General features: G+C 72.7%; 25 protein-coding genes and 1 tRNA gene. 9 read left to right on the top strand and 17 right to left on the bottom strand.

The annotated features are described in order from the left end of the window. Nucleotides 1-2 precede the first annotated feature (2 nt). Together ACFYUV_RS00290 and ACFYUV_RS00285 are read right to left on the bottom strand one after the other, a co-directional pair. On the bottom strand, nt 3-977 hold the full coding sequence (locus ACFYUV_RS00290) for an ABC transporter substrate-binding protein (RefSeq protein ID WP_387663443.1): 975 nt from the start codon (nt 975-977) through the stop codon (nt 3-5). A gap of 451 nt (nt 978-1,428) precedes the next feature. After that, nucleotides 1,429-2,178 carry a metallophosphoesterase gene (locus tag ACFYUV_RS00285; protein ID WP_387663441.1) on the bottom strand — a complete coding sequence of 250 codons (750 nt, stop codon included), beginning with the start codon at nt 2,176-2,178 and terminating at the stop codon, nt 1,429-1,431. 71 nt (nt 2,179-2,249) lie between these two features. On the opposite strand from ACFYUV_RS00285, the gene ACFYUV_RS00280 reads away from it, so the two are divergent. From ACFYUV_RS00280 to ACFYUV_RS00270, 3 genes are all read left to right on the top strand, one after another. After that, nucleotides 2,250-3,695, top strand: coding sequence for a PLP-dependent aminotransferase family protein (locus ACFYUV_RS00280; RefSeq protein WP_387663439.1), 1,446 nt, complete (start codon nt 2,250-2,252; stop codon nt 3,693-3,695). Nucleotides 3,696-3,731: 36 nt separating this feature from the next. Continuing rightward, nucleotides 3,732-3,917 carry a DUF4236 domain-containing protein gene (locus tag ACFYUV_RS00275; protein ID WP_352326433.1) on the top strand — a complete coding sequence of 62 codons (186 nt, stop codon included), beginning with the start codon at nt 3,732-3,734 and terminating at the stop codon, nt 3,915-3,917. Nucleotides 3,918-4,005: 88 nt separating this feature from the next. Continuing rightward, nucleotides 4,006-5,502: a pyridoxal-dependent decarboxylase gene (locus tag ACFYUV_RS00270; RefSeq protein ID WP_387663437.1), complete on the top strand. Its 1,497-nt coding sequence runs from the start codon at nt 4,006-4,008 to the stop codon at nt 5,500-5,502. Here ACFYUV_RS00270 and ACFYUV_RS00265 read toward each other — a convergent pair. The 8 genes from ACFYUV_RS00265 to ACFYUV_RS00230 form a co-directional block, all read right to left on the bottom strand. Continuing rightward, complete coding sequence (locus ACFYUV_RS00265; protein ID WP_387663435.1) at nt 5,499-5,945, bottom strand: MarR family winged helix-turn-helix transcriptional regulator; 447 nt, start codon at nt 5,943-5,945, stop codon at nt 5,499-5,501. The two genes, ACFYUV_RS00270 and ACFYUV_RS00265, sit on opposite strands and share 4 nt — an antisense overlap. Before the next feature lie 76 nt (nt 5,946-6,021). Then, a complete protein-coding gene (locus tag ACFYUV_RS00260; RefSeq protein ID WP_364329480.1) occupies nt 6,022-6,663 on the bottom strand; it encodes a response regulator transcription factor in 642 nt (213 codons plus the stop codon). Further along, nucleotides 6,660-7,802 (bottom strand): sensor histidine kinase, encoded by a 1,143-nt coding sequence (locus ACFYUV_RS00255; protein ID WP_387663432.1) that lies wholly within the window; start codon nt 7,800-7,802, stop codon nt 6,660-6,662. Before ACFYUV_RS00255 ends, ACFYUV_RS00260 begins: the two co-directional genes overlap by 4 nt. After that, nucleotides 7,799-8,596 (bottom strand): hypothetical protein, encoded by a 798-nt coding sequence (locus ACFYUV_RS00250; RefSeq protein WP_387663430.1) that lies wholly within the window; start codon nt 8,594-8,596, stop codon nt 7,799-7,801. The genes ACFYUV_RS00255 and ACFYUV_RS00250 overlap by 4 nt, the downstream gene beginning before the upstream one ends. Before the next feature lie 139 nt (nt 8,597-8,735). Continuing rightward, nucleotides 8,736-8,808 (bottom strand) — tRNA-Ala (locus tag ACFYUV_RS00245). A gap of 105 nt (nt 8,809-8,913) precedes the next feature. Then, on the bottom strand, nt 8,914-9,444 hold the full coding sequence (locus ACFYUV_RS00240) for a Clp protease N-terminal domain-containing protein (protein ID WP_387663428.1): 531 nt from the start codon (nt 9,442-9,444) through the stop codon (nt 8,914-8,916). A gap of 3 nt (nt 9,445-9,447) precedes the next feature. Continuing rightward, a complete protein-coding gene (locus tag ACFYUV_RS00235; protein ID WP_352357954.1) occupies nt 9,448-9,663 on the bottom strand; it encodes a hypothetical protein in 216 nt (71 codons plus the stop codon). A 50-nt stretch (nt 9,664-9,713) separates the two neighbouring features. Further along, nucleotides 9,714-10,133 carry a MarR family winged helix-turn-helix transcriptional regulator gene (locus tag ACFYUV_RS00230; protein ID WP_387663426.1) on the bottom strand — a complete coding sequence of 140 codons (420 nt, stop codon included), beginning with the start codon at nt 10,131-10,133 and terminating at the stop codon, nt 9,714-9,716. A 49-nt stretch (nt 10,134-10,182) separates the two neighbouring features. On the opposite strand from ACFYUV_RS00230, the gene ACFYUV_RS00225 reads away from it, so the two are divergent. Next, on the top strand, nt 10,183-10,923 hold the full coding sequence (locus tag ACFYUV_RS00225; protein WP_387663424.1) for a dienelactone hydrolase family protein: 741 nt from the start codon (nt 10,183-10,185) through the stop codon (nt 10,921-10,923). Nucleotides 10,924-10,963: 40 nt separating this feature from the next. Here ACFYUV_RS00225 and ACFYUV_RS00220 read toward each other — a convergent pair whose 3' ends face one another. The 5 genes from ACFYUV_RS00220 to ACFYUV_RS00200 form a co-directional block, all read right to left on the bottom strand. Beyond that, on the bottom strand, nt 10,964-11,785 hold the full coding sequence (locus tag ACFYUV_RS00220; protein ID WP_387663422.1) for a metal-dependent hydrolase: 822 nt from the start codon (nt 11,783-11,785) through the stop codon (nt 10,964-10,966). After that, nucleotides 11,782-12,963, bottom strand: a complete 1,182-nt coding sequence (locus ACFYUV_RS00215) for a CynX/NimT family MFS transporter (RefSeq protein WP_387663420.1) — start codon at nt 12,961-12,963, stop codon at nt 11,782-11,784. The genes ACFYUV_RS00220 and ACFYUV_RS00215 overlap by 4 nt, the downstream gene beginning before the upstream one ends. Before the next feature lie 181 nt (nt 12,964-13,144). Beyond that, complete coding sequence (locus ACFYUV_RS00210; RefSeq protein ID WP_387663418.1) at nt 13,145-13,762, bottom strand: SRPBCC family protein; 618 nt, start codon at nt 13,760-13,762, stop codon at nt 13,145-13,147. A gap of 31 nt (nt 13,763-13,793) precedes the next feature. Next, entirely contained in the window at nt 13,794-14,171 is a 378-nt protein-coding gene (locus ACFYUV_RS00205; RefSeq protein WP_358284008.1) for a hypothetical protein, read from the bottom strand. Further along, nucleotides 14,168-14,530: a hypothetical protein gene (locus tag ACFYUV_RS00200; protein ID WP_358284006.1), complete on the bottom strand. Its 363-nt coding sequence runs from the start codon at nt 14,528-14,530 to the stop codon at nt 14,168-14,170. Before ACFYUV_RS00200 ends, ACFYUV_RS00205 begins: the two co-directional genes overlap by 4 nt. Before the next feature lie 79 nt (nt 14,531-14,609). Here ACFYUV_RS00200 and ACFYUV_RS00195 point away from each other — a divergent pair, with 79 nt between their 5' ends. Beyond that, on the top strand, nt 14,610-15,104 hold the full coding sequence (locus ACFYUV_RS00195; protein ID WP_387663415.1) for a DUF523 domain-containing protein: 495 nt from the start codon (nt 14,610-14,612) through the stop codon (nt 15,102-15,104). Here the strand turns inward: ACFYUV_RS00195 and ACFYUV_RS00190 are convergent. Further along, nucleotides 15,080-15,460 carry a hypothetical protein gene (locus ACFYUV_RS00190; RefSeq protein WP_387663413.1) on the bottom strand — a complete coding sequence of 127 codons (381 nt, stop codon included), beginning with the start codon at nt 15,458-15,460 and terminating at the stop codon, nt 15,080-15,082. The two genes, ACFYUV_RS00195 and ACFYUV_RS00190, sit on opposite strands and share 25 nt — an antisense overlap. Nucleotides 15,461-15,501: 41 nt before the next feature. Beyond that, on the bottom strand, nt 15,502-16,101 hold the full coding sequence (locus tag ACFYUV_RS00185) for a TetR/AcrR family transcriptional regulator (RefSeq protein ID WP_387663411.1): 600 nt from the start codon (nt 16,099-16,101) through the stop codon (nt 15,502-15,504). A gap of 140 nt (nt 16,102-16,241) precedes the next feature. Between ACFYUV_RS00185 and ACFYUV_RS00180 the strand changes: the two genes are divergently transcribed. The 4 genes from ACFYUV_RS00180 (at nt 16,242) to ACFYUV_RS00165 (ending at nt 20,392) form a co-directional block, all read left to right on the top strand. After that, the gene (locus tag ACFYUV_RS00180) at nt 16,242-17,612 is read left to right on the top strand and encodes a Dyp-type peroxidase (protein WP_387663409.1); all 1,371 of its coding nucleotides are present in this window, start codon (nt 16,242-16,244) and stop codon (nt 17,610-17,612) included. 89 nt (nt 17,613-17,701) lie between these two features. After that, nucleotides 17,702-19,498, top strand: coding sequence for a Na+/H+ antiporter NhaA (gene nhaA / locus ACFYUV_RS00175; protein WP_387663407.1), 1,797 nt, complete (start codon nt 17,702-17,704; stop codon nt 19,496-19,498). A gap of 36 nt (nt 19,499-19,534) precedes the next feature. Then, complete coding sequence (locus ACFYUV_RS00170; protein ID WP_387663405.1) at nt 19,535-20,038, top strand: hypothetical protein; 504 nt, start codon at nt 19,535-19,537, stop codon at nt 20,036-20,038. 84 nt (nt 20,039-20,122) lie between these two features. After that, complete coding sequence (locus ACFYUV_RS00165) at nt 20,123-20,392, top strand: hypothetical protein (RefSeq protein ID WP_358283989.1); 270 nt, start codon at nt 20,123-20,125, stop codon at nt 20,390-20,392. Nucleotides 20,393-20,400 lie beyond the last annotated feature (8 nt).

Genomic DNA, 20,400 nt, shown 5'->3' with positions numbered 1-20,400 from the left:
GATCAGTACTGACGGCTGGACAGGACCTGCTTGGCCTGCTCCTGCGTGAACGTGGTCTCCTCGGTCACCACGCGGGCCGGCACCTGCTCGCCCTTGACGACCTTCTTGGCCAGGTCCATGAGCTGCGGGCCGAGCAGCGGCGAGCACTCGACGATGTAGTTGATCTTCCCGTCGGCCAGGGCCTGCATGCCGTCCTTGACGGCGTCGACCGTGATGATCTTGATGTCCTTGCCGGGCACCTTGCCCGCGCCCTCGATGGCCTCGATCGCGCCCAGGCCCATGTCGTCGTTGTGGGCGTAGAGCACGTCGATGTCCGGGTTGGACTTCAGGAAGGCCTCCATGACCTCCTTGCCCTTGGCCCTGGTGAAGTCGCCGGTCTGCGAGGCGATCACCTTGAACTTCGGGTCGGCGCCGATGACCTGGGCGAACCCGGCCTTGCGGTCGTTGGCGGGGGCCGAGCCGGTGGTGCCCTGGAGCTCGACGATGTTCACCGGGTCCTTGGCGTCCTTGTACTCCTGCACCAGCCACTGACCGGCCTTCTTGCCCTCCTCGACGAAATCGGAGCCGAGGAAGGTCTTGTACAGGGAGGTGTCCTTGGAGTCGACGGCGCGGTCGGTCAGGATGACCGGGATCTTCGCGTCCTTGGCCTCCTTGAGCACCGTGTCCCAGCCGGACTCCACCACCGGCGAGAAGGCGATGACGTCCACCTTCTGCTGGATGTAGGAGCGGATGGCCTTGATCTGGTTCTCCTGCTTCTGCTGGGCGTCGGAGAACTTGAGCGTCACGCCCGCGTTCTTGGCCGAGTCCTGCACGGACTTGGTGTTCGCGGTGCGCCAGCCGCTCTCCGCGCCGACCTGGGCGAAGCCCATGGTGATCGAGCCGTCGCCGCTGCCGCTGCCGCCACTGCCTCCGCCGCAGCTCGCCACCGACATCGCGGTGAGCCCGGCGAGCACCAGCGCCGAGATCCTTCTGAACACGTGGGGGGTTCCCTTCTCATGTGAGCGCTAACAACCGAAACCGGCTGCCGGCGCCTTCCTGCCTCGGGGGCCTGCGCGGTCCCGTCGGGCCGTGCCCGTCTCGCGTACCGGCGACCGCGGGGCGCCAGGAGGCGGGCCGCCACCTCGCCTCCTCGGCCGCGACCGAGGGGAGACGACCCCGGACCGATCCCGCGATCGCTCCTTTCCTGGCTTGGCCACGACTGTGAACGTTAACAAGCACATCCGTCAAGAGTCCTCCGCATCACGGTCACGTCACGCCGGACACCCCTTGACTCCAGGGGTGTTCCCTCCCTAACGTGACGCCGATCACCTTTGTTAGCGGTCACTCCGACTGGTAGCGCTAACAGTCCCTCGTCCGAGGAGCCCCCCATGAAACGAACCGTCCCGGCGCCGGGAAGCCCGCGGCCTCCCGGCCCGCCGCCGCCCGTCCTCAGACCGGCACGACGCGGTGGTGGGTGGTGATCCGGCCGTCGTCGTCCAGGACATGGAAGACGAGCCCCGGCGGGAGTTCGTAGTCGGCGCAGTCGGCCAGCGTGGTCGCGCCCTCCCACGGCAGCCGCAGCGTGGACACCACGCCGGGGGCGGCGAGCAGCGGGCGGCCGGCGAAGGTGGTGGCCGCCGCGGTGTGGGCGTGGCCGACCAGCACGGCCGTCACATGCGGGTGCCCGGCCAGCAGGCCGGCGAGGCGTTCCGGGGTCCGGAGCATGATCGTGTCGACCGGCGAGTGCAGCGTCGCGGGCGGGTGGTGGAAGGCCACGAACACCGGCAGGCCGCGTTCCGCGCCGAGCACGCCGTCGAGCCAGGCCAGCGTCTCGTCGTCCAGGTGGCCCTCGGGCCGGCCCGGGACGGAGGAGTCGCACAACACGTAGACGGCCCCGCCGGTGCGGTGGACCCGGTTGACCGGCCCGGACGCGGCCGGCTCGGCGAGCAGCACCCGCCGGAACTCCTCGCGGACGTCGTGGTTGCCGGGGCACACGAGGACCGGGTGGCGCGAGGTCAGCAGCTTGCGCGCCTGCTCGTACTCCTCGGGCAGACCGTGGTCGGCGATGTCGCCGGTGACGAGCACCGCGTCGAGGTCGTACGGGAGGGCGTCCAGATAGCGCATGACGGCGTCGGCGCGCTCGACCGACCGCTCCGAGCCGCCGAGGTGGATGTCGCTGAGATGGGCGATCACGAGCATGGGCAGAACTTCCTTTCGAGGTACGTCCTCGACGGTAGCCGCCCACCGGCCCACCCGTAAGATCCGGTTTTGTGGCGAAACATTGGGCCAGTTCCGGAGTTGACCTGCATCTGGAGCTCGATCCCGCACTCGGGCGGCGGCGGGCCGTCGAGGACGCCCTGCGCGCCGCCGTCCGCGACGGGCGGCTGCCGCCCGGCACCCGCCTGCCCTCGACCAGGGTGCTCGCGGCCGGGCTCGGCCTCGCCCGCGGCACGGTGAGCGCCGCCTACGACCAGCTCACCGAGGAGGGCTACCTCACCACCCGCCCGGGTTCGGGCACCGAGGTCGCCGACGCCCTCCCGCCTGCCCCCGCGCCGATCGGCTCCCCTTCCGTCGCCGGGCCGGCGCAGCCGGTGCACGACCTTCGTCCCGGGCAGCCGGACGTGTCGGCCTTCCCCGCGCGCGCCTGGCTGCGGGCCACCCGCCACGTGCTCGCCGCGGCCCCCGCCGACGTCTTCGGCCCCTGCGACCCCCGGGGCCGGATCGAACTGCGCACCGCGCTGGCCGGCTACCTCGGCAGGACCCGCGGCGTGCGCACCACCCCCGACCGGATCGTCGTCACCACGGGCTTCGTCCAGTCGCTCAACCTGCTGGCGGGCGTGCTCGGCGCGGGCCCGATCGCCATGGAGGACCCGGGCCACGACTTCTACCGCGACGTCCTGCGCCGCGCCGGCCGCACGATCGTCCCCCTCGCGGTGGACGGGCAGGGCGCCCGTACCGGCGACCTCACGTCCGGGGTGGCGGCCGCCGTGCTGACCCCGGCGCACCAGTACCCGACCGGCGTCCCGCTGGCCCCGGCGCGCCGCCGCCTGCTGCGCGAGTGGGGCGGCCCGGTCATCGAGGACGACTACGACGGCGAGTTCCGCTACGACCGCCGTCCCGTGGGCGCCCTCCAGGGCACGGCCCCCGACCAGGTCGTCTACTGCGGCACCACCTCGGAGTCGCTCTCCCCTGCGCTGCGCCTGGGCTGGATGGCGCTCCCGCCCGCCCTGGTGGGCCCGGTCGCCGAGGCCAAGCTGCACGCCGACGCCCACACCGGGGTGCTGGGCCAGCTCGTCCTGGCCCGGCTGATCGACGACCACGACTACGACCGGCACGTCCGCGCCGCGCGGCTGCGCTACCGCCGCCGCCGCGACCTGCTGCTGTCGCGGCTCGGCCCGGGACCGGACGCCCCGCTGCCCGGCGCGCGCCTGCCCGGCGTGGCCGCCGGCCTGCGCGCCCTGCTGCTGCTCCCGCCGTCCGGGCCGGCCGAGTCCGCCGTGCTGGCGGCCTGCGAACGGCGCGGCATCGCCCTGCGCGGCCTGAGCCCGCTGCGCCAGACGCCCGGCCCCGGCGGCCTGCTGATCGGGTACGCCGCCCCCTCCGAACGCGCCTTCCCCGCCGCCCTGGACGCCCTCGCCGACGCTCTGACCTGGGCATCGGCCGAGGGAAGCACTTCCAGCGCCGAAAACCCCGATATTTGCGGCCTTTCCGGGTAGTTGACCGGCTCTCACCGACCTCGACGGAGGAGTCCGATGAGCTGGAGCTACCGCAAGACGATCAAGCTGGGCCCGGTCCGGCTGAACCTGTCCCGCGGCGGCGTTGGACACAGCTGGGGCAACCGGCTGTTCAGGGTGACGCGTACCGCCGACGGCCGCCGTACGCTGTCGGTCAACCTGCCCGGCGGCTTCCACTGGCGCAAGACGCTCAGCGGGCGCTGACCCCCCGCCGGAACGACGGGCCGGAGGCGCGCGGCCTCCGGCCCGTTCCCGTCTTCCCGGGACGCCGCCCGGATGATGATCTGTAGGCATGAACGCCCACATGACCCCCGAGGAGTTCCGCCGCCACGGCAGGCAGGTCGTCGACTGGATCGCGGACTACATGGCGGGCATCGAGTCCCGTCCGGTGATGTCACGGGCCGAGCCGGGGGACGTCCGCCGCGCGTTGCCCGCCGAGCCGCCCGAGCACGGCGAGCCGTTCGAGGCCGTCCTGGACGACCTGAACACCATCCTGCTACCCGGCATCACCCACTGGCAGCACCCCTCCTTCTTCGCCTACTACCCCTCCAACGCCAGCGGCCCCGCCATCCTCGGCGACCTGCTCTCCAGCGGCCTCGGCGTGCAGGGCATGTTGTGGGTCACCAGCCCCGCCTGCACCGAGCTGGAGACCGTGGTGGTGGACTGGCTGGCGAGCCTGCTCGGCCTGCCCGCGCACTTCAGGACCGACGCGCGCGGCGGCGGCGTGATCCAGGACTCGGCGTCGAGCGCCTGCCTGGTGGCGCTGCTCGCCGCCCTGCACCGGGCGAGCGGCGGCCGGGTCACGCGCACGGGCGTCGCCGAGCGGTACACGATCTACGTCTCGTCGCAGACGCACTCCTCGCTGGAGAAGGCCGCCCGCGTCGTGGGCCTCGGCTCCGACGGCGTACGGGTGGTGGACGTGCACCCCCGTACGCTGGCCATGGACCCGGGACGGCTGCGCGAGCTGATCGCGGCCGACAAGGCCGCCGGCGCGGTCCCCGCGATGGTCTGCGCCACCGTCGGCACCACCTCCTCGGCCGCCGTCGACCCGGTGCCGGAGATCGGCGAGGTGTGCCGCGAGCACGACGTGTGGCTGCACGTGGACGCCGCCTACGCCGGGGTCGCCGCCGTCTGCCCTGAGTTCCGCGGGCTCAACGACGGCGTGGCGGAGTACGCCGACACCTACTCCACCAACCCGCACAAATGGCTGCTGACCAACTTCGACTGCACCGTCCTGTGGACGGCCGACCGCGCCCCCTTGCTCGGCGCGCTGTCGATCCTGCCGGAGTACCTGCGCAACGCCGCGACCACGGCCGGCTCGGTGGTCGACTACCGCGACTGGCAGATCCCGCTGGGCCGCCGGTTCAGAGCGCTGAAACTGTGGTCGGTGATCCGCTGGTACGGCGCCGAGGGCCTGCGCGCCCACATCCGCAAGGGCGTCTCCCTGGCCCAGCACCTGGCCGCCCTGATCGCCGCCGACCCCGCCTTCGAACTGCACGAGCCGCACCCGCTCGGCCTGGTCTGCTTCCGCCCCCGCTGGCCCGGCCTGCCGCCCGCCGACGCCGACGCCGCCACGCTGCGCCTGATGGAGACCCTGAACGCCGGCGGCTCCCTCTATCTGACGCACACCGCGATCGGCGGCCGGATCGTGCTCCGCATGGCCGTCGGCGGCCCCGCGACCGAACTTCGCCACGTCGAGCGGGCCTGGGCCGACATCCGCCGGGGCCACGCCGCCCTGGCCGGGGAGACCGCCGGGGAGACCGCCCGGGAGACCGCCCGCGACGACTAGATCGGCAGCCCCGCCTGGGCGGCCAGCGTGCCGAGGACCCTGGCCAGCACGGCCCGGTCCCGCGGGCCGAGGCCGCCGGTCAGCTCGGCGTCGAGCTCCAGCGTCACCTCCAGGCACCGGCCGAGCAGCGCGCGCCCCTCGGCGGTGAGGTCGAGAAGCTGACGCCGCCGGTCGCCGGGGTCGCGCACCCGGGAGATCGCGCCGAGCCGTTCGAGGTGGTCGGCCAGCGTCACCACCAGGCTCGGCGCGACGCCCATGGTCTTGGCGACGTCGAGCTGCGAGGCCGCGCCGCGCGCCTCCAGCAGGGTCATCAGCCCGACGTGCTTGGGCTTGAGGTCGAGCGGGACGAGCGCGGCCGTGAACCGCTCGGTCAGGATCGCCCCGAGCGTCCCGATCCTGAAGGCCATCGTCCCCGCCACCGACACCGGCTTGACTTCGTCCACGTGCACGATGGTAGCGTCGATACATCATTCAGAGCATGAATGATTCGACGGCCCGTCGCGTCCGCTGCGCGACCGCTCAGGGGCGGCGGTTCAGGCCGTGCTCGTAGGCCCAGATGACCGCCTGGACCCGGTCGCGCAGCCCGAGTTTGGCCAGGATGCGGCCGACGTGGGTCTTGACGGTGCCCTCGGACAGGAACAGCGCGCCCGCGATCTCGGCGTTCGTCTCGCCCCAGGCGATGTGCCGCAGCACCTCCCGCTCCCGCTCGGTCAGCGGGTCGGGCCCGGCGTCCGGCAGGTGCGGCGCGACGTGGTCGAGCAGGCGGCGGGTGGTCGAGGGGGCGATCACCGCGTCCCCCCGGTGGACGGTCCGCACCGCGGCCAGCAGCTCCTCGGCGGGGGCGTCCTTGAGCAGGAACCCCGACGCGCCGGCCCGCAGCGCGGCGAAGGCGTACTCGTCCAGGTCGAAGGTGGTCAGGACGATCACCTTCGGCGCGCCGGGGGTCGTCAGCAGCCGCCGGGTCGCCTCCACGCCGTCCATGCGCGGCATGCGGACGTCCATGAGCACCACGTCCGCCGTCACCGCGCGCAGCCCGGCCAGCGCCTCCACCCCGTCGCCGGCCTCCCCCACCACGCGCATGTCGTCCTGGGCGTCGATCACCATCACCGTGCCGGTACGCACCAGCCGCTGGTCGTCGACGACGTACACGCCGATGGTCATGCCGGGTACGGAAGGCGGGCCTCGACGACGAACCCGCCTTCCTCCTCCGTCCGCACGTCCAGGGTCCCGCCCAGCGCGGTCACCCGCTCGCGCATGCCCGCCAGCCCGTTCCCCGGCCCGTCACCGCACGTCGTGGCGGAGGCGGTGCCGCCCGTGTCGCCGCCCGTGTCGCCGCCCGTGTCGCCGGCGGTGATGCGCAGGGCGTCGTCCGTCCACTCCAGCCGGAGGGTGCTGCGCGCGCCCGCGCCCGCGTGCTTGAGCGTGTTCGTCAGCGCCTCCTGCACCACGCGGTAGGCGACGAGATCGGCCCCCGGCCCGAGGGGACGCGGCGTGCCGCGGACGATCTCCTCGACGGGCAGCCCGGCGTCCCGGGTCCGCGCCACCAGGTCCGGCAGGCCGGTCAGTCCGGGCGGCGGCCCGTCCCCGGGCGTGGCGCGCAGCACGCCGACGGCGGCCCGCATGTCGGTGAGGGCCGCGCGTCCCGTCTCCTCGATCGTGGCCAGGATCTCGGCCGCCCGCGCGGGCGCGAACCGGCCGCCCCTGGCCTGGGCGACGATGACGGCCAGCGCGTGGGCGACCACGTCGTGCATCTCCCTGGCGATCCTGGCCCGTTCCTCGGCGGTGGCCCGCGCCGCGGCCTCGCCGGCCCGCTCCCGCAGCAGGTCGAGGTGGGCGAGCTGGGTCCGCCGGTACAGTCCGAGCCCCCACGCCGCGACCACCACCGCGGCCAGCAACGCCAGCAGCAGCCACGGCTCCGGCCCGAGCCCGGCCGCCGCGACGCTGGAGTCGGTCGCGAACCTGGCCGCCGCCGCCCCCGCGCCCGCCAGGCCGACCACCAGCGGCGGGTGCCGCCGGGCGTGGGCGGCGCAGGAGTAGACCGCGAGCGGGAACAGCGCCGACGACGGCAGCACGAGGAACAACCCGGTCACCGCGACCTGGACGGCGAAGGCCGCGGCGACCACGAGGAACGCCCACGTCCGCCGCCGGTAGGCCACGGCCGCGTGCGCCGCCAGGCAGGCCCCCGCCAGCAGGGCCGCCCGCACGCCGGGCGCCGACAACACCGCCACCGTCAGCGAGAGCGGGAACAGCGTCACCCCGGCGACCAGGGCCAGGACCACGTCGGCGCGGCGGGGCGTCATCGTGCCGTCGTGCGCTGGTAGGAGAGGGTGGCCCCGGCGACCGCGAGTCCGAACAGCAGCCAGCTCCCGTACACGACCGCGACCGCCGCCACCGTGGCCGGCTCGGACAGCGGCACCGGTCCCTGGGTGAGGCCGAGAAGCTGGGAGAACGTGCCTAGAACGGACATGGCTCCCATAGTGGTCAACATGGCGGCGCCCGTCCAACCGCCGGCCAGCACCAGCCGCCGCGGCAGCGACCGTCCCCACCTCTGCACGAGGGCCAGCGAGCCGACCGCGCCGATGACCAGCATGATCGTCTCGCCGTACGGGAAGCCCTCGCCGTAGTCCGCGGGGCGCAGCAGCGTGCCGCCCGCCGACCAGTAGAGCTTGGCGAGGGGGTAGACGAACCCGAGGGCGAACGCGGCGTACCCGAGCCAGGGCCCGCTGGGCACCCTGACCCGCGGCAGCAGCAGCGCGCCCAGCAGCGCGCAGCCCGCCAGGCTGAGCCCGCGCAGCGCCATCCCGGGCCAGTCGACCTGCGCGAACTCCCCGGCGGGGATGCCGGTGAGCGCGAAGAAGGCGCGGAAGACGTCGAGCACGAGCCCGCCCGCCGACCACAGCAGCAGCAGGGCGGGCAGCAGCCCCGCCGGATGCGGCCGCACCACGAAGACCGCCCCCACCCCGGCGGCCAGCACGGTCACCCAGTGCGGCGCGAACCCCATGGTGTACGGCAGCCCCGGCAGCGGCGCGAGCGCGAGCGCCACGACGAGCGCGAGGACGGAGAGCGCCGAGATCTGCAGTCGTTGAAGTCGCATGCCCTCGACGATCGCGGCTCCGGCCCGCCGCCCGCGTCTCCCCCAGGTCCGGACAAGAGGTGACCTGAGAGGTATTGACACGGCCTGGCGGAGACATGAAAAAAGGTGACGCCCTCGCGGACGCCACCTCTTTCTTCTGTGGAGCTATGGGGATTCGAACCCCAGACCTCCTCCATGCCATGGAGGCGCGCTACCAACTGCGCCATAGCCCCTTGCGATCACCAAGTGTATCGGACTTCCGGACCCCTCGCGTCACGCCGGATCCCGCGCCCCGGCGGGCCGGAGGAGCTCTCCGGCCCGCCCCGAACGGCGTGGCGTCAGGCGGCGCGGCGGGACGGGATGCCCGCCTCCCTGACCAGCGCGGCCACGTCGACCCCGGCCTCGCGGAGCAGGCGGCCGGCGCCGTTCGCGCCGTCGGCGAGCAGGCCCCACAGCAGCCGTTCGCCGGTGACCGGCCCCGGCTTCCACATCGCCACCTCGATCACCTTCCTGGCGTGCATGGCCAGCGGGATCGTGCCCAGCGGCCCGTCCAGGGCGACGCGCAGCGGGCGCAGCCGGGACCGGCGCAGGGCCCACTGGTCGGGCGCGTCCGTTCCGGCCCGGGTGCGGCGGTGCACCTCGTCGAGGTCGATGCCGAGGGTGGCCAGCAGCGCACGCGCGTCGCCCAGGTCGACGCGGGCGCGCAGGCCGGCATCGGAGGCGGTGAACGACGACAACGAGAACGGCCGCACCTCGGCCACGCCCAGCAGCAGGAGATCGGCGTCGAGCGTGGCGCGGTGGGCGTCGAGCGCGAGGATCCCGGCCCGGACCACCGCCCGGCGGGCGCCTTCCGTGAACCTGTCGAACACCTGCTACCTCCCCGTTCTGCGGGCGTGCTTGCGATGGGCGGACTGCCGCCGGACCCCGAGCGCGCCGGCGATCTGCTCCCACGACCACCCCGCCGCGCGGGCGTTGCTGACGTGGACCGCCTCCAGCTCCTCCAGCAGGGCCCTGAGCGCGGCCACCGCCGCGAGGCCCGTTCCGGGGTCACGGTCGGCTGCCGCCCCGGCCAGTTCGGTGACGTCCATGGTGTCAGCATGTGCTGACAGAGCGCCGCTTGTCAACACATGCTGACGCCTCAGAGCCGTTCGGCCAGGTCGGCGAGGACGGGCAGGGCCGCGGCGAGGCGTTCGCGCTCGTCGGGGGTGAGGGAGTCGACGGCCGCGGCCAGGCGTGCGGTGATCACCTCTTCGCGGCTGACGAGCGCGGCGCGGCCGGAGCCGGTGATGGCGGTGATCACCCGCCGCCGGTCGGCCGGGTCGGGCTCGCGGGCCACCATGCCGCGCTGATGGAGGCCGCCCAGGACGGTGCCGATCGCCTGGGCGGTGATGCGTTCCAGGTGCGCGAGCTGGGCCGAGGTGTGCGGCCCGTCCCGGTCGAGGCGGGAGAGCACGGCGAGCTCGGTGAACGACACGTCGTCACCCGAGGCGTTGGTGTAAAGCTGCCGGATGCGGCGGGCGAGCCGCCCGACCGAGATCCGCAGTTCCTTGGCGAGCACAAAACCAAGTCTAGCTTTATCAATTCAGCTTTGGTAGTTTCCCGGCACTATGTGCTACGACAACGACGCCGCACCACCGCGCCCGCAACCGCCGATCACCGGCACCCGCTCCGCCGACCTCCGCCTGGCCTCCGCCGACGGCACGTCGTTCGCCGCCTACGAGTCCCGTCCCGACCGGGTGAGCGGGCCCGGCGTCGTGATCCTCCCCGACGTCCGCGGCCTGCACGGCTTCTACAAGCAGCTCACCGTACGGCTGGCCGAGCAGGGCCATCCGGCGCTCGCCCTCGACTACTACGGCAGGACCGCCACCGACGACGACCGGGGCGAGTCGTTCCAGGTCATGGCGCACATCCCCAAGCTGACGAGGGAGAACATCCAGGCCGACCTCCAGGCCGCGACCGAGCACCTGGGACGTCCGGCCGTGGCGCTCGGCTTCTGCATGGGCGGCCGGAACGCGTTCTTCGCCTCGGCGCCCAGGTTCGGGCTCGCCGGCGTGATCGGGTTCTACGGCGCGCCGGGGATCGCCGGCCCGTACGGCCCCGGCCCCACCCAGCACGCCGCCGAGCTGGGCGCGCCGATCCTCGGTCTGTTCGGCGGGGCCGACGAGGGCATCCCGGCCGAGCAGGTGGCGGAGTTCGGGGCCGCGCTGACCGGGGCCGGGGTGGAGCACGAGATCGTCGTCTACCCGGGCGCCCCGCACGGCTTCTTCGACGAGGCCCACGACGAGCACGAGGCGATCTGCGCGGACGCCTGGCGCCGGGTCCTCGCCTTCCTGGCCGCGAGAGCCTGACACGGGCCCCCGCCTTAAGGGCCCCCGTAGTAAGGGCCCGCTAGCCGCAGGTGGTGCGCATCGTGAGGGCGGCTTCCTCCAGGGTGAACGCGACCTCGACCGTGTCCAGCTCGGCCGTGTCGCGCACGTGCGTGCCGCCGCACGGGATCGACGCCTCGCCCTCGGGCAGCGAGCAGTGCCAGGTGCGCAACGCGGTCAGACCGGGCCCCGGCACGTCGAGCCGGACCGGCGCCCGGGCCGCCACCCATGTGCCGAGCTGCTCGTTCACCCGCCGGGCCAGCCCGGTCAGGTCCAGGTCGTCGGCGGAGAAGCCCTTCTTGCGCAGCGACTTGCCGAGGCGGTATTCGTCCACGCTGCCGTGCGGCACGATGCGCGAGGAGGTGATCGCCGTCTGGTCGAAGTCGGGGTGGCCGAGCCGGTCCAGCTGCACCTCCTTGCGCCACCTGTCCGCCAGCGCCGCGTTGAGCGCCAGCGCGGCCAGGTGGCAGGCGGTGTGGCCGGCCGAGAGCGCCGCCCGGTATCCGGCGTCCACCTCCAGGTCCACCTCGGCGCCGACGGGCAGCGGGGTGTCGGTGACGTGGACGACCAGCCACTCCCAGCCCTCCGCGCCCCGCCGGACCGGGATGGACTCGCCGACGAAGATCTCACCGTCGTTCGACTGGGCCCCTGTCACGCAGTCGAGGACCGGCAGCTCGCCGATCGTCCCCCGGTCTGCGGGCTGGTCGGGCCAGGTGTGGTCGAGGGGGTGGAACGGCGTCTCGGCGGTGACGAGGCCGTGCCGGTCCCCCACCGGCACGGCCCCGACAATCGGGGAACGGCCGCTGACCCGGCCGTTGGGGAAGGTGACGACAGTGGATCTCACCTGGTCATTGTGGCAGGGCGGCGCTCGTCCTCCAGATAGCGGTCACGGCCGGCGTACAGGCCGGTGAGGAGCTGGACGGCGATCACGCCGAAGATCAGCACGTACGTCAGCGACCAGCCACCGGTCATCTGGTAGATCACCCCGACCAGCAGCGGGCCGGCGCCGGCGATGAGATATCCGGCGCTCTGCCCGAAGGCCGACAGCGCGGCCGTGCTCTCCGGCGTACGGGTGCGCAGCCCCAGCATCACCAGCGCCAGCGGGAACGACCCCATGCCGACCGCCACGAACACCACCCAGACCATGGCGGTCGAGGAGGGCGCGAACCACAGCCCGAGGAAGCCGATCGTGTAGAACACGACCAGCCCCACGACGACCGGCCGCTGGTCGCGGAAGCGCGCGGCGATCGTCGGCACGAGGATCGAGACCGGGATGTTCAGGGCGGTGAACACGCCGAGCATGATCCCGGCCTGCGAGGAGGTGTATCCCCCGTCGGTCAGGATCGTGGCCAGCCATCCGAACATGATGTAGGCGATCAACGACTGGGTGCCGAAGTAGATCGCCACCATCCAGGCGAGCCTGCTCCTGAGCAGGGTCGAGATGCCCGCGTCCCGGCTGCCCGTGTCCCGCTCCGGCTCACTGCGCAGCAGCGCAAGCCACGGAATGGCGGCCACGGCGGCCAGGGCCGCCCACACGCCGAGCGCGATGTGCCAGTCCCCCGACGCGCGCTCGATCGGCACGGTCGCGGCGGCGGCCAGCATGGTGCCCGCCGCCAGGGCCGTGGTGTAGACGGTGGTCATGATCCCGGTACGCGCGGGGAAGTGACGCTTGATCAGCGTCGGGATGAGCACGTTGCCGACGGCGCCGCCGGACAGCGCGACCGCGCTGCTCAGCAGGAACACCGGGGCCGACCCGACCAGCGACCTGACCAGCATGCCCGAGCCGAGGGTGACCAGCGCGAGCAGCAGCAGCCGGTGCTCGCCGATCCGGCGGGCCAGGGTGGGGGTGACCGCGCCGACGCCGGCGAAGGCCAGCACGGGCAGCGTGGTGAGCAGGCCGGTGCCGACGCTGCTCATGCCGAGCGCCCCGGCGAGCTGGTCGAGCAGCGGCCCGACGCTGGTGACGGCCGTGCGCAGGTTCAGCGCCGCCAGAACGATGCCCAGCACGAGAAGCCAGGCCAAGGGGGCGGTTCTGCCTGTTCTGCCACGGGCCTCTTGGGCTAGCACGCTCATGCTGGTCATGTCCTCCACTCATCAAATCATGGGACGAATCACCACCTTAACAGGACCGAAATGTCCCTTTATTCCTGGACATGAGAAAGCCCCCGGGGCGGGGGCTGAGATTCTCGGGGGAGATCCCGTCCTACAGGACCGGGCTCGGGCCCTCCGGGGGCTGGTTGCGCGGGGGAACGGGGCCGGGGGGCGGCAGGGTGCCGCTCGGCGGGTAGTCGCCGCCGCCGACGGTGCCGGGCGGGACCGGCGCGCCGCTGTCGCCGTAAGTGGAGCCGTGCTCGTGATGGTGCTGGTGGGCGCCGGGGACGTCGCCGCGCCAGCCGCCCGTCTCGCCGCCGCGCGACTCGATGAACGACTTGAACCGCTCCATGTCGTTCCTGATGCGCAGCCGGACGATCTGCAGCGCGTCGCCGACGGTCTCGACGACGCCCTCCGGGTCGTACTCCATCTGGAGGGTGACCTTGGTGGTGTCGGCGTCGATGCGGTGGAAGGTGACGACGCCCGCGTGGTGCGGCGAGTCCGTGCCGCGCCAGGCGACGCGCTCGTCGGGGTGCTGCTCGGTGATCTCGGCCTGGAACTCGCGGCGGACCCCGGCGATCTCGACCACCCACTCGGTGAGCGTGTCGGAGATCTGCTTGACGGACTCCACGCCCTCCATGAACTCGGGGAAGCTCTCGAACTGGGTCCACTGGTTGTAGGCCACGCGGATCGGGACGTTGACGTCTACTGAGTGCTCGATCGTGCTCATGGGGTCTGTCCCTGCCCGCGCACGCCCGGCGTTAACGCCTGCGCAGCAGCCAGTAGAGCCCCACGAAGGGCAGCACGAGCGGGATGAACAGGTAACCCTTGCCGTACGACGACCACACCGTGGCGTCGGGGAAGGCCGCCGGGTCGGCCACGCTCGCGGTGCCGATCAGCAGCACCCCGGCCAGCTCGATGACGAGCGCGCCGAGCGCGAGCCGGCGGGCGCCGCGCACGAGGGCGACGGTGAGCACGACGTAGACCAGCGCGGCGAACGCCGACAAGGCGTAGGCCAGCGGCGCCTCGCCGAACCTGGTGGCGATCTGCACCGCCGCCCGTGCCCCGGCCGCCAGCGAGAACAGCCCGTAGACGGCGACCAGCGCGCGCCCGGGGCCGGTGCCGATCGGGGCGCTCACGCCACGCCCTGCCAGATCTGCAGCAGCCGCGCGTTCATCACCGCGATCGCGAACCCGGCCACGACCAGGATCGCCGTGCCCCACCGGCTGCGCTCGGCCAGCGCGAGGAACACCCCGGCGGGCGGGATGAGCACCTGACCGCCGATGTACCCGAACAGCGTGGCCTTCTCCGGCGGCCCCTCGCCGCCGCTCACCGCCGCGATCACGAACCCGGCCTGCACCAGGATCGCCACCTCCAGCACGGCGAAGCCGACCAGCAGGACCATGCCCATGGGCCGGTCGCGGACGGCGACGACCAGGCTCGCCAGCATGAGCAGCAGTGAGCCGACGATGACGATCGTGGCGACGGTGGTGTTCATCGCGACACAGGTTAGCGCCCGTGCGGGTCGCCCTCGCCGCCGTCCCGCTGGTGCCGGTCGCGCTCATAGGATCGGGGACGTGCAGAGAATCCTCGTCAGCGCCTGCCTGATGGGCCGCCGGGTCCGCTACGACGGCGGCGCGAAGACCAGCGCCGACGCCCTGCTCGCGGGCTGGCGGGCGGAGGGCCGGCTGGTGGTCTTCTGCCCCGAGGTGGCGGGCGGGCTGCCCGTTCCGCGCCCGGCGGCCGAGATCGAGGGCGGCGCGGGCGGGGCGGCGGTGCTCTCCGGCGACGCCCGCGTGCTGGCGAGCGACGGCTCCGACGTGACGGCCGAGTTCGTGGCGGGGGCGCGGGCCGCGCTTGAGGCCGCCCGCTCGGCCGGGGTCCGGCTGGCCATGCTCAAGGAGGGCAGCCCCTCGTGCGGCGCGCTGGCGATCCATGACGGAACGTTCGGCGGCCGGCGGGTGCCCGGCCAGGGGGTGACCACCGCCCTGCTCGAAGCGCACGGCGTCCGCGTGTTCACCGAGGACCAGCTGCCCGAGGCGGCCGATCACCTGCGCGATCTGGAGGCGTAGAAGGCCCCGGCCAGCCCGGCGGCCAGCAGCACCGCCATCGTGTCGTGGAACCAGGTGCTCAGCGCCGTGGCCGCCGACGGGTGCAGGGCCAGCGCCAGGATGCCGATCAGCACGCCGCCCAGCGCCCCCGCGTGGGTGTGGACCAGGCCGTCCCAGGCCCACGGGCGGCGGGTCAGCGCGCCGTGGCCGCCGGCGAGCAGGCCGAGGGCGCACAACGTCTCCACGACCACCGCGGGCGGCACGACCGGCTGGGACAGCGGGCCGACCGTGACGCCCGAGTGCAGCAGCGCGGCCCCGGCGAAGATCAGCGCGTAGGCCAGGGAGAGCACGCCGAGGGCTTTGCGCAGTGCGTCCATGGGCTACACGCTCGCATCGCGGGGGGCCGGCGGAATCGTCCTCAGGGAGAAGGCCGCGGTACGCCGCCCGTCGTAGCCAGCATGCGGCGGACGATCCGGATCACCTCGTCGATGGTCACCTGGGCGTCCCCGTCGGACTCGCAGGCCGCCACCTCGCGCCCGGCCTCGCCCATCACCGTGGTCAGCAGCACGACCAGCACGTTGCCCTCCGGCGTGTCCGCCAGGCCGAGCAGCCGCTTGTTGCCGCCGATCCACTCCCAGCCGCGCTGCCTGCGCAGGGTCGTGAACTCGGCCGGGCCGTCGTTCTCCAGGAACAGCCTGGCCACCTCGCGCTGCTCCCACGAGCCCTCCAGATAGGCGCGGGCGCCGGCCAGGAACCGTTCCTCGCCGGCGCCGGCGGTGGCCTTGGCCGCGCGGGAGGTGCGTTCCTCCTGTTCGCGCATGAACTGCTCCCACAGGGCCAGGAACAGCCCCGGCTTGCCGCCGAAATGGTGGTACAGGCTGCCGACGCTGATGCCCGACGTCTCGACGATGTCGGCGACGGTGGCCTCGGCGTACCCCTTGGCCAGGAAGACCTCGCGGGCCGCGCGCAGCAGCGTGTCGCGGGTGCCGCTGGAACGTCCCCAGCCCCGGTTCTTCATCCGGTCATTATGTACGGTCCGCCGGGTTTGATCAGGAAATCGAACTGACCTGATCAAGTGGAAACTTTCTCGCATTCCCGGGAGTCGTACAGATGCAGGGGGCCCGATTCATTTCGAAACGGGGAAAGGATTCGGCGACAATGGCTGTCGACCTGAACAACGCACAACCCCTGGCCTGGGATTCGGCCAAGCTCGACGCGGACACCAAGGAGATGCTGGACAATCTCCAGCCCAACATTCTCCGCGCGCACGTGCGCGAGCACCTGTCCGTGCTGTTCGTCAGGTTCAACGACGTCGCCGCGGGAAAGGCGTTCCTGCGGCACATCGCCGTCACGAAGATGAAGTCGGCGCGCCGGCACCTTGAGGAGGTGCGCGAGTTCGGCGCGAACGGCCGGCGCGGCACGCCGTACGTCGGCATCGGCATCAGCAAGGCCGGCTACCGCGACCTCGGCCACTCGGTCGAGGACGTGCGCAGGTTCGGCGACAAGGCGTTCCGCGACGGCATGAAGCGGCGCGGCGCCGAGCTGGACGACCCGCCGGTGACGGAGTGGGAGCCCGCCTACCAGCGGGAGATCCACGCCGTCATCCTCATCGGCGACGCCCGCCAGGACCGGGTCGAGGAGCTGCGCGAGGAGATCCTGGGCGAGCTGCCCGCAAGCGCGCGGCTGCTCGGCGAGGAGACCGGCCACGGCATGCGCAACCCCGCCGGCGACGGCATCGAGCACTTCGGGTACGTGGACGGCCGCAGCCAGCCGCTGTTCGTACGGGACGAGGTGGACAAGGAGCCGAAGGAGCACTGGGACCCCGCCTTCCCGCTCTCCAACATCCTGGTCGCCGACCCCTTCGCACCGCACCCGGAGCGGCATTTCGGCAGCTACCTGGTCTTCAGGAAGCTGGAGCAGAACGTACGGGCGTTCAAGGAGATCGAGCAGGACCTGGCCGACGCCCTCGGCCTGCTCGGCGCCGACCGGGACCGCGCGGGCGCCATGCTCGTCGGCCGCTTCAAGGACGGCACCCCCGTCACGCTCAAGCAGAAGCCGGGCGGGGGCCCGGTGGCCAACGACTTCACCTTCGACGACGACCCGGGCTCGAAGTGCCCCTTCAGCGGGCACATCAGGAAGACGAACCCGCGATCGTTCGGCCGTGAGGTCCTCATGGCCCGCCGGGGCCAGACCTACGGCGACCGCACCGACGACCCCTGGGACGACTCCCCGCCCGGCGCCCGCCCGAGCGGCGAGGTCGGCCTGCTGTTCATGGCGTTCAACAGCAGCCTGCTCGCCCAGTTCGAGTTCACCCAGCAGAGCTGGGCGAACAACGAGGACTTCCAGAACCCGGCGACCGGCCACGACCCGCTCATCGGGCAGGGAGCCCGCGACGTCAAGGTGAGCTGGCCGAAGGTGTGGGGCCGGGCCGAGCCGTCGGCCCCGCAGGCGCAGGTCGCCCAGACGATCACGATGAAGGGCGGCGAGTACTTCTTCGCGCCGTCCCTGGCCTATCTCCGCAACCTGTGACATCCGGGCCCGGCGGGGAACACCCCCCGCCGGGCCCGGCCGCCTTCTGGGCGGGTTCTAAGATCGGATCTCCGGGGGGAGATCTGACGATGTTGCGGGCGTTCTTCAAGACCGAGGCGGGCAGCACGAGCGTGCTGCTCGTGGCCACCGCCCTGGCCATGGTCTGGGCCAACTCGCCGTGGGCCGGGACCTACGAGTCGTTCTGGCACCTGCCCATGGGCATCTCGTTCGGCGACGCGGTGTTCTCCCTCGACCTGCGCCACTGGGTCAACGACGGCCTCATGAGCGTGTTCTTCTTCCTGATCGGCCTGGAGGTCTCCTACGAGGTGCGGCTCGGGCAGCTCAGGGACCGGCGGCTGATCGCCGTCCCGGCCGTGGCCGCGCTCGGCGGGATGCTCGTGCCCGCCGGCGTCTACCTCGCGCTCAACCTCGGCGGCCCCGGCGCGGGCGGGTGGGGTGTGCCGATCGCCACGGACACCGCGTTCGTGCTGGGCGTGCTGGCCGTCGTCGGCGCGCGCTGTCCCGACCCGCTGCGGGCGTTCCTGCTGACGCTGGCCATCGTGGACGACGTGCTGGCCATCATGATCATCGCGATCTTCTACACGGCCAGCCTCCAGCTCACCGCGCTCGTCGTGGCCGTCGTGCTGCTGGCGGCGATCGTACTGCTGCGCTGGCTGAAGATCTGGCGGGCGCCGGCCTACATCGCCCTCGGGTTCGGCTTGTGGGTCGCGACGCTGGAGAGCGGCATCCACCCGACGCTCGTGGGCATCGCGCTCGGCGTCCTGGTGTTCGTCTACGCCCCCAGCGACCAGAAGCTGCTGCTGGCGGGCGAGGCCGTCCAGGAGTTCACCACCGAGCCGAGCGCGCGGGCGGCCAGAGAGGCCTCGCGGCGCGTGCAGCGCGCCGTCTCGGTCAACGAACGGCTCCAGCTCCGCCTGCACCCCTGGAGCAGCTACGTGATCGTGCCGGTGTTCGCCCTGGCCAACGCCGGGGTGCGGCTCGACGGCGAGACCCTGCGGGCGGCGCTGACCTCGCCGATCTCCCTCGGCATCGCGCTGGGGCTGCTGCTCGGGAAGTTCGCCGGGATCTCGCTCGGCACGTGGCTGCCGCTGCGGTTCGGCTGGGGCATCCTGCCGGGGAACCTGGTGTGGGGACAGCTGCTGGGCGGCGCGGCGGTGTCCGGCATCGGGTTCACGGTGGCGCTGTTCATCGTCGACCTGGCCTTCGACGACCCGGCGATCCAGAGCCAGGCCAAGATCGGCATCCTGGCCGGGTCGTTGTTGTCCGCCGCGCTGGGCTGGGTGGTCTTCCGGCTGGCCTGGGACCGGGGCGGCGTCTGCGCGCCGCCCGAGGCCGAGCCCGACGAGGAGCTGCCCGACGTGCTGTCGGTGCCGGTCGGCCCCGACGACCACGTACGGGGTCCGTCGACCGCGAAGGTGACCATCGTCGAGTACGGCGACTTCGAGTGCCCCTACTGCGGCCGTCTCCACCCCGTCCTGGACGAGATCCTGCGCCGGAACCCCGACGTCCGGCTGGTCTTCCGGCACTTCCCGATCCGGACGCTGCACCCCCGGGCCGCGTCCGCCGCCATCGTCTCCGAGGCCGCCGCCGACCGCGGCCGGTTCTGGGAGATGCACGACATCCTCTACGACAACCAGCGTTTCCTCACCGACGCCGACCTCGAACACTACGCCGCCGAGCTCGACGTCGACCCCTGGGCGGACGTGGCCGGGCACGCCTCCCGCATCGCGCTCGACGAGGCGTCGGGCAAGGAGAGCGGCGTGCGCGGCACCCCCACCCTGTTCCTGAACGGCCGCCGGCACAAGGGCGGTCTCGACCTGCAGTCGATCAGCCGTGCGGTGGAAGAACTGCGCGGATCCCCGTAACGTCGCCCGAGTCCCCCTTCTGGCTGGAGTCGCCCCATGAGTTTCCTCAACATGCTCACGAACCTGCTCCCCACCCTCATCACCGCCCTGCTGCTGGTGGTGGGCATCGTCCTGATCGGGATGAACAGACGGCACGTGGGCCGCGCGGCCACCCTCGGCATGTCGGGCTGCGGCCTGCTGCTGATCGGCACGCTGATCAATCTCGTGCTGAGCATCCTGACCCAGACGCTGATCGAGTCGTACGGCTCCAGCATGATGGCCGTCCTGCCGTTCGCCTACCTCATCTCCTCGCTGTTCCACCTGGCCGGCATCGGGCTGCTGATCTGGGCCGTCGTCGCGCGCCGCGCCGCCCCCCAGCAGGAGCGGCCGCAGGGCCCCGGCTGGCAGCAGCCCCCGCAGCCGTACCACCAGCCCTACCAGCAGCAGCCCTACCAGCAGCCCGGCCCCCAGGGCGGCCCTCAGGGCGGCCCCCAGGGTGGTCCCCAGGGTGGCTGGCAGCCGCCGCAGCCGCCGCACGGCGGCGATCAGAGCGGTTACTGAGCCTTCCGACGTCTGGACCGCGTTTCACCGGCAAGTATGACAATGTCGATGAAACCCACCTCCAGAGCCGCGTCTGAGGGGATCATGAAGCGAGAGCCGCAGGAGCCGGACCCGAACCAGACCGTCCGACATCGCGTCCCGCACCCGGAGCACCCTCCCCAGGGCCCCCCGGAAGCGCCGTACACGCAGAGCCTGCCCTACACCCCCGACATGCTCCCCGACGTCCCCCTGTACGAGCCCCCGCCGCCGCCGAAGTCGGCCTGGCGGTGGGTGGTCCTGGTGGGCGGGCTCCTGCTGCTGGTCGCGGTGGTGGCCGTGGCCACGGTCCTGTGGGTGCGCGGCCAGGCGTCCTGAGGCCCGGA

This window comes from Nonomuraea sp. NPDC003560, assembly GCF_042878785.1.
Lineage (GTDB): Bacteria > Actinomycetota > Actinomycetes > Streptosporangiales > Streptosporangiaceae > Nonomuraea.
This window is presented reverse-complemented; position numbering and strand designations above follow the sequence as displayed.

Bases quoted from the DNA above. Each gene is read 5' to 3' on its own strand.
- ACFYUV_RS00285 (WP_387663441.1), bottom strand. From the start codon at position 2,178: ATGCTCGTGATCGCCCATCTCAGCGACATCCACCTCGGCGGCTCGGAG.
- ACFYUV_RS00275 (WP_352326433.1), top strand. From the start codon at position 3,732: ATGAGCTGGAGCTACCGCAAGACGATCAAGCTGGGCCCGGTCCGGCTG.
- ACFYUV_RS00270 (WP_387663437.1), top strand. From the start codon at position 4,006: ATGAACGCCCACATGACCCCCGAGGAGTTCCGCCGCCACGGCAGGCAG.
- ACFYUV_RS00260 (WP_364329480.1), bottom strand. From the start codon at position 6,663: ATGACCATCGGCGTGTACGTCGTCGACGACCAGCGGCTGGTGCGTACC.
- ACFYUV_RS00255 (WP_387663432.1), bottom strand. From the start codon at position 7,802: ATGACGCCCCGCCGCGCCGACGTGGTCCTGGCCCTGGTCGCCGGGGTG.
- ACFYUV_RS00250 (WP_387663430.1), bottom strand. From the start codon at position 8,596: ATGCGACTTCAACGACTGCAGATCTCGGCGCTCTCCGTCCTCGCGCTC.
- ACFYUV_RS00235 (WP_352357954.1), bottom strand. From the start codon at position 9,663: ATGGACGTCACCGAACTGGCCGGGGCGGCAGCCGACCGTGACCCCGGA.
- ACFYUV_RS00225 (WP_387663424.1), top strand. From the start codon at position 10,183: ATGTGCTACGACAACGACGCCGCACCACCGCGCCCGCAACCGCCGATC.
- ACFYUV_RS00210 (WP_387663418.1), bottom strand. From the start codon at position 13,762: ATGAGCACGATCGAGCACTCAGTAGACGTCAACGTCCCGATCCGCGTG.
- ACFYUV_RS00200 (WP_358284006.1), bottom strand. From the start codon at position 14,530: ATGAACACCACCGTCGCCACGATCGTCATCGTCGGCTCACTGCTGCTC.
- ACFYUV_RS00190 (WP_387663413.1), bottom strand. From the start codon at position 15,460: ATGGACGCACTGCGCAAAGCCCTCGGCGTGCTCTCCCTGGCCTACGCG.
- ACFYUV_RS00185 (WP_387663411.1), bottom strand. From the start codon at position 16,101: ATGAAGAACCGGGGCTGGGGACGTTCCAGCGGCACCCGCGACACGCTG.
- ACFYUV_RS00180 (WP_387663409.1), top strand. From the start codon at position 16,242: ATGGCTGTCGACCTGAACAACGCACAACCCCTGGCCTGGGATTCGGCC.
- nhaA (WP_387663407.1), top strand. From the start codon at position 17,702: ATGTTGCGGGCGTTCTTCAAGACCGAGGCGGGCAGCACGAGCGTGCTG.
- ACFYUV_RS00170 (WP_387663405.1), top strand. From the start codon at position 19,535: ATGAGTTTCCTCAACATGCTCACGAACCTGCTCCCCACCCTCATCACC.
- ACFYUV_RS00165 (WP_358283989.1), top strand. From the start codon at position 20,123: ATGAAGCGAGAGCCGCAGGAGCCGGACCCGAACCAGACCGTCCGACAT.